Annotated in this window: 10 protein-coding genes and 2 pseudogenes; 9 read left to right on the forward strand and 3 right to left on the reverse strand. The window is 56.9% G+C overall.

Annotated elements, in window-relative coordinates:
* Positions 1 to 9: 9 nt before the first annotated feature.
* The 7 genes and pseudogenes from FSY59_RS24325 to FSY59_RS24355 all read left to right on the forward strand — a co-directional run bounded on the left by FSY59_RS24325 (position 10) and on the right by FSY59_RS24355 (position 8,385).
* Complete coding sequence (locus FSY59_RS24325; protein ID WP_043374584.1) at positions 10 to 981, forward strand: PDR/VanB family oxidoreductase; 972 nt, start codon at positions 10 to 12, stop codon at positions 979 to 981.
* Positions 978 to 2,156, forward strand: a complete 1,179-nt coding sequence (locus tag FSY59_RS24330) for a Gfo/Idh/MocA family protein (RefSeq protein ID WP_043374582.1) — start codon at positions 978 to 980, stop codon at positions 2,154 to 2,156. Before FSY59_RS24325 ends, FSY59_RS24330 begins: the two co-directional genes overlap by 4 nt.
* Positions 2,157 to 2,421: 265 nt before the next feature.
* Complete coding sequence (locus tag FSY59_RS24335) at positions 2,422 to 3,336, forward strand: LysR family transcriptional regulator (protein ID WP_043374580.1); 915 nt, start codon at positions 2,422 to 2,424, stop codon at positions 3,334 to 3,336.
* 457 nt (positions 3,337 to 3,793) lie between these two features.
* Positions 3,794 to 4,306 carry a MarR family winged helix-turn-helix transcriptional regulator gene (locus tag FSY59_RS24340; RefSeq protein ID WP_043374577.1) on the forward strand — a complete coding sequence of 171 codons (513 nt, stop codon included), beginning with the start codon at positions 3,794 to 3,796 and terminating at the stop codon, positions 4,304 to 4,306.
* A gap of 476 nt (positions 4,307 to 4,782) precedes the next feature.
* A complete protein-coding gene (locus FSY59_RS24345) occupies positions 4,783 to 5,829 on the forward strand; it encodes a citrate/2-methylcitrate synthase (protein ID WP_158407681.1) in 1,047 nt (348 codons plus the stop codon).
* Between the two features lie 117 nt (positions 5,830 to 5,946).
* Positions 5,947 to 6,882: pseudogene (locus FSY59_RS24350) on the forward strand (integrase core domain-containing protein); the annotation flags it as partial.
* A gap of 745 nt (positions 6,883 to 7,627) precedes the next feature.
* Positions 7,628 to 8,385 (forward strand): IS5 family transposase gene (locus FSY59_RS24355; protein WP_144245004.1). Its coding sequence is split into 2 segments (ribosomal slippage): positions 7,628 to 7,973 and positions 7,973 to 8,385, totalling 759 coding nucleotides; the frame shifts between segments, so codons are not numbered across the junction.
* Positions 8,386 to 8,398: 13 nt separating this feature from the next.
* Here FSY59_RS24355 and FSY59_RS24360 read toward each other — a convergent pair.
* From FSY59_RS24360 to FSY59_RS24370, 3 genes are read right to left on the reverse strand one after another with little or no spacing between them, the layout of a single operon-like run.
* Positions 8,399 to 9,901: an aldehyde dehydrogenase family protein gene (locus FSY59_RS24360; protein WP_043374571.1), complete on the reverse strand. Its 1,503-nt coding sequence runs from the start codon at positions 9,899 to 9,901 to the stop codon at positions 8,399 to 8,401.
* Positions 9,898 to 11,706 carry a thiamine pyrophosphate-binding protein gene (locus tag FSY59_RS24365; protein WP_051962223.1) on the reverse strand — a complete coding sequence of 603 codons (1,809 nt, stop codon included), beginning with the start codon at positions 11,704 to 11,706 and terminating at the stop codon, positions 9,898 to 9,900. Before FSY59_RS24365 ends, FSY59_RS24360 begins: the two co-directional genes overlap by 4 nt.
* A gap of 13 nt (positions 11,707 to 11,719) precedes the next feature.
* Positions 11,720 to 12,709, reverse strand: coding sequence for a tripartite tricarboxylate transporter substrate binding protein (locus tag FSY59_RS24370; RefSeq protein ID WP_043376740.1), 990 nt, complete (start codon positions 12,707 to 12,709; stop codon positions 11,720 to 11,722).
* A 650-nt stretch (positions 12,710 to 13,359) separates the two neighbouring features.
* Here FSY59_RS24370 and FSY59_RS24375 point away from each other — a divergent pair.
* Both FSY59_RS24375 and FSY59_RS24380 read left to right on the forward strand, forming a co-directional pair.
* Entirely contained in the window at positions 13,360 to 14,556 is a 1,197-nt protein-coding gene (locus FSY59_RS24375) for a porin (protein WP_229227503.1), read from the forward strand.
* A gap of 186 nt (positions 14,557 to 14,742) precedes the next feature.
* Positions 14,743 to 15,816 (forward strand): annotated as a pseudogene (locus tag FSY59_RS24380) (IS3 family transposase).
* Positions 15,817 to 16,138 lie beyond the last annotated feature (322 nt).

The following is a 16,138-nucleotide window of genomic DNA, read 5'->3' on the forward strand; positions in this document are numbered from 1 at the left end:
GATTTCACAATGTCTTCTACGCATACTCACTCCGATACGCAGATGCCGTTGAGGGTGTCTCGCATCATCGACTTGGCGCTCGATATCCGCAGCTTTGAGTTGGTGCATGACGATGGCAGCGATCTACCCCCCTTCACTCCCGGCTCGCATGTAAAGGTGCAAGCCCCTAACGGCATGCTGCGAAAATATTCGCTCTGCAATGACCCGACAGAGCGAAAGCGCTATGTTATTGCCGTCAAGCGCGACCCCGAAGGGCAGGGCGGTTCACTTTCAATGCATGAGCAACTGCAGGAGGGCGACACGCTGCCTACATCGCTTCCTTCCAACGCATTTCCGCTGGTGGATAACGCCAAGCGCTACCTTTTTATCGCCGGGGGTATTGGCATCACGCCGATCCTTTCCATGATCCGTTCTTTCGGTGAGTTGCCGCCTGCGCCGTGGAAGCTAATCTATCTGACGCGCTTTCCCGAAAACACAGCCTTCCGTGAAGAGCTTGGAGCCCCCGAACTCAAGGGGCGAGTGCGGATCCACCACAGTCACGGGGACGCTGAGCGCGTCTTCGACCTGTGGCCCGAGCTTGAAAAGCCTAATTCCGCCCACGTATACTGTTGTGGCCCCCGCCCGCTGATGGAAGCTGTGCGCGACATGACTGGGCACTGGTCGCCGACCAACGTACATTTCGAGAGCTTTAACGAAGGCGGAGGAGTGCGGCCAGACGACAAGCCTTTCATGGTAAAATTGGCCAACTCCGGCGCGGCGTTTGAGGTACCAGTCGGCAAGTCGATTCTGTCTGTGCTTCGTGAGCATGGCTGTAATGCAGCGGCGTCTTGCGAGAGCGGTACTTGCGGCACCTGCCGCACGAATCTACTTAGTGGCGAGGCTGATCATCGAGACATGGTATTGCTGCCCGAGGAGATGGACAAGCAAATCATGATCTGCGTCTCTCGGGCTAAGTCAGACGAATTGGTGATCGACCTGTGAACGCCGGCCACCAACTTCGACTGGGTGTCGCCGGACTCGGGCGCGCCTTCACGCTTATGTTGCCGACACTCCAGCAGGACCCGCGGATAAAGCTGGTGGCTGCTTGCGATCCGCGCGAATCGGCGCGGGCTCAATTTGCGAGCGACTTCCGTGCTCCGGTGTACCCGGACATTGAAGGCCTGGCATCTAATCCGGATGTAGAGGCTATCTATATCGCCAGCCCACACCAATTTCATGCGCAGCAGGCACGCATTGCAGCACGTCACGGCAAGCATGTTCTTGTGGAAAAACCGATGGCGCTGTCCCTTGGCGACTGCGACGAGATGATCCAGCACTGCCGTGATGCAGGGGTACACCTGATCGTCGGTCATTGTCACAGCTTTGACACACCCTACCTGAGCGCTCGAGAGATCGTGCAGAGCGGGGAGCTGGGGCCCGTGCGTATGGTCCACGCGTTGAATTACACCGACTTTCTCTACCGACCGCGTCGTCCCGAGGAACTGCGCACTGAAGAGGGCGGTGGCGTGGTGTTCAGTCAGGCTGCTCACCAAGTCGACATTGTGCGCTTGCTGGTTGGCACTCGGGTCAGGAGGGTTCGAGCCATCACGGGTGACTGGGATCCTATGCGTCCTACCCAGGGTGCCTATTCGGCGCTGCTGTGGTTCGAGGGGGGCGCGTTCGCCAGCATCTCCTATAACGGCTACGGGCACTTCGACTCCGACGAGTGGTGCGACTGGATTGGCGAGATGGGCGGTGACAAGTCTCCTGAGGCATATGGCGCCGCCCGCCGCAAGCTGGCTACCGTGGGCTCAGCACAGGAGGAGGCGAACCTCAAGGCTGCTGCTACCTATGGAGGTCCTGGATATGTGGCTGCCGCAATGGATGCGCAGCCTATCTGGCACCAACATTTTGGCCCGATAGTGGTGTCGTGCGAGCGCGGAGACATACGCCCGTTACCGGACAGTGTCTGCGTGTACGCAGACCTCGCCAAGGAGCGGCGGTCGTTGCAGCGGCCGGTGGTGCCCCGTTTCGAGGTTATTGATGAGTTGTACCACGCTGTGGTGAACGAGATCAAGCCGCTGCATGATGGCGAATGGGCGCGCGCTACGCTTGAGGTATGTCTAGCGTTGCTCGACTCGGCCGGCTCGGGTAAAGACGTGGAACTGCCGCGCTGAAGTGCTTGCGTAAGAGAAAGGTGCGGACAGAGTGGTCGGAAGCTCCACCCTATGTGGCCTCTCCTCTGCGATGGCCACAGGCGAGCAAGACGTCAGTGTTATAAGAGTCTCCTTTGGTCTGACGACAGTACCTTGTGTCTGGCCTCATTTTGCAGTGGCCTTATGCGCATGCATGATTCCGGATGCAGTGCATGTAAGGTGCTTGGCTAAGGCTGGAACTCCAACAACTTTTCAAACTATAGACTTATTGCATAGCGTGGACAAAATGACGCCTTCTCAAGAGGACTTGAATCTGCTAATTGTCTTCGAAGCGCTCATGGAAACCCGCAGTGTGTCTAAGGCTGGCGAGCAATTGCACCTGAGTCAACCTTCTATGAGCCACGCGCTGTCGAAGATGCGTAAGGCTTTCGACGATCCAATGTTCGTGCGTGTTAAGAACGAGATGCAGCCTACGCTAAGGGCGCAGGAGGTCGCTGAGCCGATCCGGCAAGCCCTCGAACTCGCCCGCCAGCATATTTTTTCCAAGGTGGCGTTGGACTTGCGTACTTCCTCGCGCATATTCACGATCTGCATGACAGATGTCGGCGAAACTTGCTATTTGCCGCTGCTGATCAATGCTGTACGCAAGCAGGCTCCAGGTGTTCGCCTGAGAACGGTGTCCCCTATCGTGGAAAAGCTCAAGGTAGGTCTGGAATCAGGAGGTGTCGATCTTGCCGTTGGGTACTTTCCCGATATCACTAGTGGAGGTGTTTTTCAGCAGAGGTTGTTGCGCAATAGCGGATTTCTGTGCATCACGGGCGACAGGGAGCTCGCCGCGCGCGGCGAGCTGGATATCGCTTCGTTCCAAGCCGCGGAGCACATTGCGGTCAGAACAGAAGGCCGTAGCCAGGAGGTCATTGAGAAGGCTATGGCTGCAATGGGCGTGCAGCGGAATGTGGTGGCCACGGTTCCCCATTATCTTGGCCTGTTGACCATCATTCCGCAAACCGAGCTGACAGCCATTATTCCGATGGATCTGGCCAGTGCGTTTGACGGCAAGGAAGGTATAACGGCCATCCCGCTGCCGTTCGCGTCGCCGAGCGTGGAAATAATTCAGATATGGCACAGGCGCCACCATCAGGATCCGGCGCATCGTTGGCTGCGTACGCTAGTGAGGGATACTCTGCAAAGGCGGTGCTAGCCTAGGGCATATGTGTGCCGGTGCAATGCACAAGGCTTGCGCTTGGCGGGCACCTTGTACGTTCTTGTAAAACGCCCTCCTCAGAGATTTAAGATACAGAGTAGCCTGATCCTGCTGACTGCTGCATGTCATTTTGGGGCGGTTATCCTACAGTCGGCGGCTTACGGTACTGCCGCTCAGGTGTACTTTCAATTTTGCCTGTGGTGCCGTATTGCTGCGTGTTCTGTTTCTGCAGTGGTGGAGTTCGGAACTAAGGAATGCGGAGTGCTATATTTGCTAAGCTCGCTTGGCCTGGTTTCGTACCTTTTCATTCTTCTCCCCCTTGTTTGTGCCTGTCGGCTCGTGTAGACGTAGTCGCTCGTTGCCTGTGTTGCGGGGAATAAATCAGGCAAAGTGTCTGTTAGTATGCATTGAGGGATGAACATTGGCTAAGAAAGCAAGGACAGAATCAGCAGAGATGGCGAGCCGAATCCTGCAGCACTGGCATGAGGGCGTTCCTGACGATCGCTTGGCTCACTTGGTTAAAGACGCGACGCGCGCATTTCTTCGGTCACTGCAGAATCGTCTCGCGCGCTACGATGTTCAGCTCGGCCATTGGACTTTTCTGCGGATCCTCTGGGAAAGGGATGGACTCACCCAGGCGGAGCTGAGCGTTGAGGCAGGAGTGATGGCGCCCACGACGGCCATTGCACTGAAAGCCATGGAAGAGTTAGGATATGTCGTGCGAAGGCACCGGCCCGACAATCGTAAAAGCATGTACGTATTCCTTACGCCTGCAGGCAAGCGCCTCAAGGCAAAGCTTGTGCCTATGGCCGAGGAGGTTAACGCACTGGCGGTTAAGTCTCTGTCGGATGCGCATGTCGGGATCGTGCGGCGCTCGCTATTGAAGATTATTGAGAATCTTGCGAATGACGAGTGTATCCAAGATGACACGAGGAGAGCGGCTGTCCAAGGTTCCCCAAAGCCTTAACCCGTGGAGGCGCTAGCCCTCATGCCTAGGCGCTGACCCGCATAGAGCAAGACGCTTTTGAGAATCTTGGTAGATAGGCTAAATGCCATGTCCCATGCGGCAGTTGGCTAAGCTCGCTCTCTGCGGTAGATTCCATCTGTCGTGTAAAATTATTAGATGGCTAATAAATATGAGCCATGTAGATATGGCACGCTTTATGGAATCCCTTGCCATTGCAGGTCTGGATTGCGTGGGACCCCATGATCACAGGCTCTGACTCCACGTCCTCTCGACACCCTGACTTCCTTGATGCGAAGGCTAGTCTTGCCCTCCTGGGCGTTCGACCACAGACGCTCTACGCATATGTGAGCAGAGGGGCAATTCGTAGTGTGCCTCAGCCCGGGACCAAAGCGCACCTATACAGCCGAGCGGACGTTGAGCGGGTCATTGCGCGTGCGGCGGCCCGTGCAGGCCATGCTGCTGCGGCAGCTGGCGCGATGGACCATGGGCAGCCCATCATTAGCAGCGGAATAACAGAAATCACCGAGGCTGGCCCAGCATACCGAGGCTATCTGGCTAGTGACCTCGCGCGCCAGGGTGTTCCATTCGAGCGCGTTTGCGAGTTGCTATGGGGCGCTCCGCTCGACGTTGCCAGAATTGGCGCTTGGATAATCCCTCCGCGGGAGTTGGCTCGCGCTCGGGAAGCTGGCTTGCGGATTTTGCACGGCACCGACCCGCACACAGTGTATGGGGCGATCGCAATGCTGGCCCTTGAGCTGGGACGTACCCGCAAGCTGTCGGGCAGCGGCGGTCGTGTTGGTGGCGTGGTGCAAGAGCCGCATCTGCTGATCTCTGCCATTGCGCAAGCGCTAGGCTGTGTCAGCCCCGTACACGCGCTGACGCTGCCGGAGCGTTCGGAACTGATCGCGTCGACGCTCATTCGCTCCTTCGGATGCGAGGCCACGCTCGAGCGGAGCCGCGCGGTGAACGCGCTGCTGGTGCTCCTTGCAGACCATGAGCTGCCGCCAGGCACCCTGGCTGTTCGGGCCGCGGCATCGGGTGGGGCAAACCTGTTCGACTGTATTTCCGCGGGCATCTGCGCTAGCTCCGGGACCGAGATCGCCGGGCACTATGCGATCGTTGACCGCTTTCTGACGGCAAGACCGACGGCGGTTGCGTTGCGTGAAAAGGCCATTCGCCTTCACCAAAGCGGGCAGCAGATACCGGGGTTCACGCATCCTCTCTACAAGGGGGGCGACCCGCGCGCGAGGCACTTACTTGCCATCGCCGCCGACTTGGCTGACGACTCTTTCGACATGAGACAGGTGTTCGATTTCGTCGCTTGGGCGCAGGAAAACCTCGCAGACCATCCCAGGCATGAGTTCGCACTTGTCTGTCTGGTGCGCGGGCTTCGGCTGCCCGTGTGGTCGGCTGCGGTTCTCTTTTTAGTGGCGCGCATGGCTGGTTGGGCGGCGCACGTACAGGAGCAGCGCGGCGCGACTGGCCTGTGGCGTCCGCGCGCCCGTTATGTTCCTCAACCATGAGCGTGATAAGGCCCTGACGCACGTATTGCTGCCTCGCTCGCGTCGTCTTCTGTCGCCTAGATGTACGGTCCCAGGAAGTCATGGTGCATTCTTCAGCCTGGAACAGGAGAAAGCACTATGGCAATCCGCCTGCATGGTAGCGCCCGCACGACGCCGCGTATCCGCGCAGAACTCCAGCTAGCGACCGGCTCCCATCGGTTCTTGGCCAAGCTCTACGGCATCAACCCCAAGACCGTGGCCAAGTGGCGTGCACGCACCTCGGTTCTCGATGAGCCCATGGGGCCTCGGGACAGAGCAAGCCAGCATCTTTCCCAAGAGTAAGAACACTTGGCAATTGCATTGCGCAAGCAAGGGCATCTGTCGCTGGACGATCTCATGGGACAGCATCCAAGCTCAGCCGTAGCGCCTTGCATCGATGCCTGCAGCGTCACGGAATCAGTTGACAGCCCATAACGCAGGTGTCACAAAGGCACGGAAAGTTTGAAGAAGCGACGCTGGGCTTCGTGCCCATCGACAGCGCCGAAATGAAGGTCTCCCGCACCAAACAGCACACGTTCGTCGTCATAGACCGCGTCACAAATTCACGCATTCCGCGTTCTTTGACAGGGCCACGAAAGCCAATGCAGCAAAGTTCCTTCGACAGGTGCTTGGGGCCTTCCTGTACCGCATGCATTCCCTTCTGACGGAAAACGGCATGTCCTTTACGGGACAAGAATGCTTCAGAGGCGGTGTCACCGACACATGCATCGGTCACATCTTCGAGCGCATCTGCAAGTTCAATGGCGTCGCGAAAACGCATACCAAGCCGTATCACCCGTGGACGAACGGCATGGTCGAACGCATGAACCGGACCTTCAGGGAATCCACGATCAAGGCGTACGAGTACGAGGGACTGGAGCAACTACGGGAGCATGTCCAGACCTTCGTTCAAAGCTACAACTTCGGCAAGCACTTGAAGGCGCTCAGGTGGAAGACACCATTCCGGCCGATGTGCGAGGCATGGGAAAAGACCCAAGCCGCTTTAGACTTCATCCGCACCATCTCTCTGTGGGACTGAACGACAAGTCCTGTGAAATACTGGCACAAACTAGGCCTAGCCGCATAACACCAGTCCAAACTCTTATCCGAACCTCCTGGGGGCCAGTTTTGCGTGGAAATTAACAACCCAGGTGCTCGTGTGGATAGGATACTGGCATAGATCCTTGCTTACCCGGGTAACCCGATGGGTCAGTCATGTGGAGTGCGCTGTTTTCAAAAATCACCCGCTTGAGCAACAACCAGGTAGTAAGGCTGGCTAGTTAGCTATACATGTAGTCGAGTGCGAAGCGCATGCTGCAGTCAACGAGCTTCTTGCTGGGTCTAGCATTTTTCTAAGGCCTTGCACAGCCGTCTCGCCGACAGGATGTAGTGCGGGGCGCTGTTGCGACCGGTGCCAGCACAGTCAGGCCGCCCCATCTGGTTGTCCTAGACTGAGAAAAAAGGTATTCATCTTGGGCGACCGCTGGCTGTCGCCATGTAGCTGGAACCGGTACGCGCTCCGCCGTGGATCAGTACTATGGGTGGCTTGCCGGTCTTCGCAACTGGCCTCAATATCTCATAGTAGGCTGAAGGTTCGGTCACGAAGCTGATGCATACTCACACAGCGCCTTGGGGCTTGCACTGGCTTGGAAAGCGCTGTTACAGGCGACTGCAGCTAATATAGCGCCCATACTAATGCCAGTATGGAAGAACCTCCGATTGTCAGAGTACCAGGATTTGTTGAGATTTGATCCTTTATCTCCGCGGCTACGTGACAATCATCGCGGTGATGCGATATGTTTTGAGAGATGGACAATGGACTCGTATGAGTCCATTGTGTTTGGGGAAGGTTGGAGACCGAGGACGCAGTGGCTCCAACAATCGACTCTTCTTGGAAGCAGTGCTTTGGATTACACGAACAGGTAGCCCTTGGCGAGATTTGCCACCCGAGTTTGGTAAGTGGAGCACCGTCTTGAAGCGGTTTCGCGACTGGGTCAAAGCTGATGTTTTTCAAAAGCTGTTTGATGCAGTCAGCGATCAACCGCACATGGAATACGTGATGTTGGATGCAACGATGGTGCGAGTGCACCGGCATGGTAAGGGTGCAAAAGAGGGTCTGCGGGCTAGGCCATAGGTCGCAGTCGAGGTGGTTTGACCACCAAGATCTTGGCGCTGACAGATACCCTTGGGAACTTGATCCGATTTGTTTTGCGGCCAGGCCAACGACATGATCTTCAAGGTGTAGAGCAACTGCTTGAAGGCATAGATCTGCTGGCATTGCTGGCCGATAAAGCATTTGACGCAGACTGGCTGGAGCAACGCTTGCTGGCACAGGGCTTCCAAGTGGTGATTGCACATAAGTCCAATCGGCGAGAGCCCTTGCAGATTGATATAGAGGTCTACAAGTGGCGGCACCTGATCGAGAACTTCTTTTGCAAGCTCAAGGAGTTCAAACGTATTGCAATGCGCTGCGACAAGACAGACAGCAGCTTCGCTGCTGTCATCACGTTGGTATCGGCTGTGATCAATTCACGTTAAATCTCAACACGCCCTAGTCGAGCCTCACGTTGACGTTCTTGACCTGCGTGAACTCCAGTAGTTCCTCCTTGGATTCCTCCCTACCGACGCCGGACTGCTTGTAGCCGCCGAACGGCGCGCCAGGAATATGTGCTGAGCATTCGTTGACCCATACATATCCGGCCTGAATACGTTTGGCGGCGCGCAAGCCGGTGTTGAGGCTCGTGGTCCACACCGAGGCCGTAAGGCCTAGTTCGACGGCATTGACATCGGCGAACATTTGGTTCTCGTCTTCCCAAGAGAAGACCGAGAGCACAGGACCGAAGATTTCCTCGCGCGCGATCCGCATATCGGGGAGTACGCCTGTGAAGATGGTCGGTTCGATAAACAGACCGGCTTGCAGATGCGCTTCGCGTGCCGGGCAGCCGCCCGTCAAGAGCGTGGCTCCGTCCTCGATGCCTGCACGAATGTAGTGCAGGGCACGCTCGTACTGAGCGCGGCTCGCCATCGCTCCCATGGTCGTGTCCGAATGCGTGGCGATACCGGGCCGGTGCTTCTTCGCGAGTTCCGCCACTACACGCTGCATAAATGTGTCGTGGATAGATCGGTGTACGTATAGGCGACTGGTAGAGCCACAGGACTGCCCACACCATGTGAAGTTCATACCTCGCACGGCACCTTCCACGGCGCGGTCCAGTTCGGCGTCGGGATAGATGACCATTGCGTTCTTGCCGCCGAGCTCAAGCAAGGTGTGCTTCATCGTGTCCGCAGCAGACCTCAGTACAGCCTTGCCCGCGCCAACACTTCCAATTAATGCGACAGCGGCAACATCTGTATGTGCAGAGAGCGCGGCGCCCGTTTCGCGCCCGCCGGTGACGCAGTTCAGTACCCCGGGAGGAAACAGGTCCTCGAGAATTTCCAGCAATCGAATGGTCGAGAGAGGGGCTTGCTCTGGCGGTTTGAGAATGACGGTGTTGCCTGCTGCGAGAGGTGCCGCGATCTTCCCGGCAGCGAACATGAACGGATGGTTGAAGGGGAAGATGCGTGCCACAGGGCCGAGGGGCTCCCTGAGCGTGTAGTTCAGCGAGCCATTCGCGGTCGGAATGGTTTCGCCCTTGATCTCAAGCACTAGTCCCGAGAAATAGTCCAGTTGGGTGGCAGCGATCTCCGCATCCATCTGCATGGCGTGCACGGGATTACCACAGTTGGCGGCGTCTAGCAGCGCTAGCTCCCGTGAATGCAGTCGTACGCGGCGTGCGGCCTCGCGTAATAGCGCGCCACGCTGCAACGGAGGCGTTTCGGCCCATGTCGGGAACGCGGACTTGGCTGAGGCGACCGCCGCGTTCACTTCTGCCTGGGATGCGCAGGGGATATCGGCCAGAAGGTCACCGGTCGATGGGTTGAAGGTCGCAATTGTGTCGCTCCCACCTTCATGCCAACGTCCCGCCCAGAAATGACCGCTTGAACGCGGTAAAGTGCTCTGGATGTACGGGGTCAGGTCGCCGCTTTCCTGCAGGGAGATTGGTATCTTCGTCATGCTTGGCTTCCTTCATGATCTTCATGCGAACGGGTCATGCCGGAGGTCATTGCAGCGCTGTAGCCTGGAGTGACCCGTACGTCGACGACAACGGTTGAGCCAGCCCGAACCGCTGCTACGGCGCGAGCTAGTATCTCGTCAAGCATGGCCGGGTTGGTAGTCGGCCCAAAGCCTTGTAGCCCCAGTCCGCGCGCGAGTGCAGCTAGATCCGGATCCGGGTCTCCGATTCGCTGCCCGATCCAGCGATTTTGCACTGGTCGGTCACGGTCGCGTGCCACACGCTCCTGATGCAGTTCGTCGTTGAAAAAAGAACAGTTGTTGCATACAACAGTGAGCAGCGGAATGCCGGCATTGGCCGCTGTCCATAGTGCCGTCAGGCCCATCAAGTAATCGCCATCACCTGTCATCAGTACGGGGAGACGATCGGTATCGCGAAGTGCCAGTGCAGCACCTACGGCCATACCCGGTCCTGAGCCAATACCTGCACCGCCGTCCATGCCTAGGTAGTCCAGAGGATCGCGAAAGTGGCCCATCTCTCCACTCCATCCCAGTGGCACGCGAATCAGCGTCACGGGCTGCTCGCCTGCTGCGCGGCGCAGGGCATCCGCGACCATCGCAATACTGATTGTGCCGTCCTGCAGCGCCGGCAGCTTGGCGGCTACCGTCTTCGAGGGGCGAGTGGCGACCGAGCGGCGATTGCATGCGGCGGATAGGAGAGGAACGGCGACGTCCGGTTCAACTGGCATAAATACGTCGACCGGCGGGAGGCCTTGATGGTCCATGCTCCAGCCGCGATGGCTGTAGTGGTCGAGTGAGACCTGGATCACTTTGGCGCTCACAGACTCACCGCGCCATGCCTGTTGGAGTGTTCCATTCAAGTCGTACCAATCAAGACTAAGGACGACGTCCGCGGCGCGCAGCGTAGCTGCCGCCTCGGGTGAGAGAAAGACACCTGGCACGGCGGCGTGAAGTTCATGGTCCGTAGGAAAGGACGCACCAGCGCGCAGGTCAGTGAGGACCTCCGCATTTAGCTTCTCGGCCAGTTGGATGCGATGGCGCCAGCTTTCGCTCGAGCGAGATACGCGTCCCATGAGAATGACGGGCCGAGTTGCCGAGGAAAGTAGTTCTGCGGCTTTCTCCAGATCTTCCTTGCCCGGTACAGCGGGTGAGGCAACCTCGTATCGCGAGACGTTGGGTAATGGCGGGATCGCGTCGATTCTCGTCTCTTGTAAGGAAACATCAAAACAGACGTAGGTTGGACCGGACGGTGCAGTCAGTGCAATCTGTTTGGCTCGGAGCAGCGCTTCATAAGAGGCAACAACGGAAGCGGGCTGCGCATCCCATTTGGTGAAGTCGCGTACCAACGCACCTTGGTCCTGCGCGGTATGCATCCAGTCGATCCAAGGGCGGCGTTTTGCGGCATCGACTGGGCCCGTTGCGCCGAGAACCATCACCGGCACGCGGTCTACCCAGGCATTAAAGATCGCCATAGAAGCGTGCATCAGTCCGACATTACTGTGGACAATGGCAGCCAGGGGCTTTCCTGTTACCTTTGCATAGCCGTGGGCGATAGCAACGGCATGCTCCTCATGAAGCACAACCAGCATTTGGGGGTTGATATTGCCCAGGTGGTTGACCAAGCTGTCGTGCAGACCGCGAAAGCTTGATCCGGGGTTTAGTAGGACATAGGGGATATCAAGCGCGCGGATCATCTCTGCGATCGCATCGCTAGCCCACAGACTGTCGGTATCATTGCCAGGGAGTGGAATGTCTCGACGCAGCGGGACGGGTTGCATTGAATTCATTTGGTTGCTCCGTTTAATCGGCTTTGATGCCTGCGCCCTTAATGACGCTGGCCCAGCGCGCGGTATCTCTTTCGACAAGTTGGGTCATTTCTTGCGGTGTCGAGGATCGCGCTTCAATACCTTGCTCCGCTAGCTTTTCTTTAACGCCCGACTCCTCCAGAACTCTGGAGACATCGGCGTTGATACGCTTGATCACTGCGGAGGGGGTGCCTGTTGGAGCTGCCAGGCCTAGCCAGATTTCGCTGTCGTACTGGGGTAGGCCTACTTCTGCCATTGTTGGGACATTGGGTAGCAGGCTGGCGCGCCGGGTCCCACCTACGGCAAGCGCTCGAAGCTTACCGCTGCGAATGTGTGGCAGCAGCGAGTTGATGGCACCGAACTGAAGGTCAACCTGTCCAGCTAGCATGTCCGTGATGGCGGGGGCTGCGCCTTTGTAGGGAATGTGGGCTATATCAGTGCCTGTCATGGACTTGAAAAGCTCTGCCGAGAGATGCTGCGGACTGCCTGAGCCCGACGATGCATACGAAAGTTTCCCGGGGCTGATTTTTGCGAGAGCGACTAGCTCCTTCACAGTGGTAACCTTCAAATTTGAATTCACGACCAGCACTACGGGTACTGTGCCCAATTGCGTCACTTGGGCGAAATCGCGTGCAACAGCGTACGGAGTGTTCGGCAGCAGCATCGGGTTGATCGACATCGTGTTGTTGTTGGTTATTAGTAGCTTGTAGCCGTCAGCAGAGGCTTTGGCCACTTGGTCGGTGCCGATACTTCCTGCTGCGCCGGGCTTGTTGTCCACGATGACCGGCTGATGCCAAATTTGGCTAAGCCGCTGCCCGACTACTCGGGCGATAACGTCGTTGCTACCTGCTGGGGTGAAGGGGACGACAAGTGTGACCGGTTTTGCCGGATAGTTCTCTTGTGCAACGGCCGTATGGCCCAGGAAGGCGATGACCAAGGCTGAGGTCACACATAGCGACCGCCGGGTTAGGCTTGAGTTTTTCATGGTGTCTCCAATATCGGGCAACTAAACGTGCTCTCTGGGGATTCAAATGCTAGGAAGTCTGTTGACTGCCATCAAGCTTGAATGCTCCCTCAACCTATGGGCGGTGGCGAAGGGAGAAGGAGTCTTTCGTTAAATGGCTCCTCCAGCTACGTTGCTCTCGGCTGAGTAGTACCTTCGTGCTGTGTGCGATGAAAAGGTTCTACGACGTAATCTTCAATTCGATGTAGCACGTTCCGGTTCACAGCCAGGGTGGGCACAAATAAATTGCTTTGTGAAGCGCAGAAGGTGCACTGCCTCATGAAATCGATAAATCAATTACGGCGCGGTTACCGAGCGCGGCCTGTCTGCACACACTGTGCTTGCCGAACTGGTGATACCTAGTGCTCAGATGGCATTGATCACTTAATCAATCCGGGTTGTTTGGGATGGAATGGGGGACACTTCTCGAGCGTTGCTTGTTTGCCTGCGACGCCTCGCAGATAAAGCGTGGCACCTCAGCCACAGTCGGGAATTCTGAACCTAGGAAATTTACTTAGATGGCTATCTAAATTGTTAGATGGCTACCTATACTTCGCAAGCCAGAGGAGCCATGTTGAATTTGAGATTCATCTGAGGATGTGGACGCTGGAAGACTGTGCTTGGGACTGCCCATGAAGATTCAAGTGCATTGTGAGGAACAGGAGTTGGGGCAAAAGGCCCCAAAAAAAATGAAGGAGACATCAATGATCGGACTGACCAAACATGCTGTGGCATGCGCGGTGTTGCTCAACGTTTGCGGAGCAGCGAACGCACAAGGAAGTGTGACCATTTATGGGCGCATGGACTCTGGTGTGGATGCCCCTCGCTCGAACGGTTCCAGCATCAATCGCCTGTATTCGGGCGGCAGCGCTGGTAGTAACCTAGGCTTCCGAGGTGTAGAGAACTTGGGAGGAGGGCTCTCAGCCGTTTTTCGCCTAGAGCAAGGCCTTAACCTCGATGAAGGTACCTTGGCCCAAGGCGGACGTGCATTCGGGCGGGAAGCATCGGTTGGCCTCAGCGATACAAGGCTCGGTACTGTGCAGATGGGGCGCGTTCCTACGCCCTACTATTTGGTCCAGAGTAATGTGGACGCCTTCATCTGGGAGGGAGCGGGTGGGCTGCTGTCGCTCACCCGAAACATCAGCTCAACGACGCAGCGACAGGTATTGCCGATGGGGGTAGCGGCTCGCCAAGATAACGCCATCAATTATGTGTCTCCGCGCTGGGGGGGGCTTGAAATACGCGGGCAGTATTCCTTTGGTGAGAAGTCCGCGACGATCGGTCGCGGTTACGGCGTATCTGGTCGTTATCAGGCTGGTAGCTTCGACCTCAATGCTGGCTTCCAGTGGCAGGAGGGGGCGGACAACGCCGGCTCGGGTAAGGTCTCGGCAATGGTGCTGGGGGGATCCTATGATGCCCGCTTCGCTAGGTTTTTCCTCGGCACGACGGTTGAGAAGAACTCCTGTAGTACCTGCACTGGTGCCATCGCTCGACTGCCAGGAACTTCCACAAGCGAATTCAGGTTGACCAACGTCGGTGTGCGCGTGCCATTTGGGTTGTTCACCGCCATTGCCCAATTCACTCGAGTTAACGACCGCTCCGACTACACCGCTTCAACCGGCAATCGCAATGCTAATTGGATTGCCTTTGGTGGTGACTATGACTTGTCTAAGCGAACGCGTCTTTACTTCGGTGCCGCTCGGATTACCAACCAGAACGGATCGCAGTACGTGCTAGGCACTGGAACTGCACAAGCTCCAGCAACGTTAGTTGGCTCGACGAATGGAAGCTCACGCAATATCTACATGGGGGTACGGCACAACTTCTGAGGGCGGCTCGTAGAGCAACCTTGCATTCTTTCAATGCTTTGCGGCGTGTAACAGACGGTAGCGGTGGAATAGCTGTTCCAGAGGCTTTGTGTCGGAGAAATTCGGTACTTTTTAAGCACTTACCAATTGGACTGCCCCTAGGCAGAGAGAGAACCCTTTCTATCTTTTGAGCATAGGAGGTAGTCCATGAGTGCGCAGATGTTTACGCCGGAATTCAAGGAAGAAGCGGTCAAGCAAGTCGCTGAGAAGGGACTCTCGGTGGCTAAAGTCGCAGTCCGTTTAGGCGTGCCTACGCATACCTTGCATAAATGGGTCAGGCCCTTATCCCCAGCCACGAGCGAGCAGCAGTCCAAAGAGCTGCTCGAAGCCAAGAGCGAGATCCTGCGTTTGCGCAGTCAGATGCGACGCATCAAAGAAGAACGGGATATCTGAAAAAAGCCGTGCGGTACTTGGCCAGGGAGCCCGGGTGAAGTACCACTTCATCAACGAGCACCGCAGCCAACATGCCATTAGCTTGATGTGCAGATTGCTGCGAGTGCCTCGTGCAGGGGTCTATGCGTGGCTACACGATCTGGCCTCAATTCACGAACATGACGACAGACGCTTGCTCAAGCTGATCCGCCATTCACTTACGCCCGGCCACGGAGTCTACGGTGCTATCCGTGCGTTTGCGGATCTGCGCGAGGCCGTGGAGCGCTGCGGTAAGCATCTCGTTGCCCGCATCATGCGCAAGCAAAAGACCAAAGCGATATGGGGCTACAAGACTCCTGGCACATTCCAGGCCAGCCTTCCATCATTGCCTCCAACCACTTGCATTGGCAGTTCACCGAGGATGCCCCAGACAAAGCGTGCGTCACTGATATCACCGTGCATCTTGGGTCTGTGGTGGCTAGCTCCTGCTGGCGCAGTACGCACGTCTGGTGAAGCAAAGGAAACCCGGTGTTGCGACGACCGGTTGAATCCGCCCAGTACAGCAGCGATGACTTCAAGCGTTTCTGCCGAGCCCATGGCCTAGCGTCCAGCATGAGTCGCCGTGGCAACTGCTGGGACAACGCCGTCGTGGAGTCTTTCTTCAGCAGCCTGAAGAAGGAGCGCGTCCGCGAGCGTATTTACAAGACCCGGGACAAAACCTGGGCCGATGTATTCGACTATATCGAGGTGATCTACAACCGGTCATGCCGCCATAGCCATCTGGGTGGAATCAGCCCTGAGGCGTTTGAGCGCACCGGACTTGTGGCTGGGATTTGCCTACCTGAATAGAAGCAGTCCACCAAAGAGTGGCCGAGTATGTCTGCCTGCCTAGGGCAGTCCAAGATGATAGCGCTGAGGCGGTTACACAAAAAGTCACAGTCTGTCGTGAACTTCTAGAAGCGTTGGCCAATAACGCCAACAGGGTAGCACGCTAGGCCGAAAAGCTCGCAGTGGATGAGGTGATGTATTTAGCCTGAGCGATCCTGACGACCGGAACACAGCGGAACGTTTTCAGCACCATGTGCGAGCAGGCGTTGTCCTTGCAAGAAGGGGACAACGCCTTTGCGCGGTGCATTCCTGATGTGATCAGTGGGACGCTGTGATGACTTCA

It is taken from the genome of Comamonas sp. Z3, assembly GCF_008121565.1.
GTDB classification, from domain to species: domain Bacteria; phylum Pseudomonadota; class Gammaproteobacteria; order Burkholderiales; family Burkholderiaceae_C; genus Comamonas; species Comamonas brasiliensis.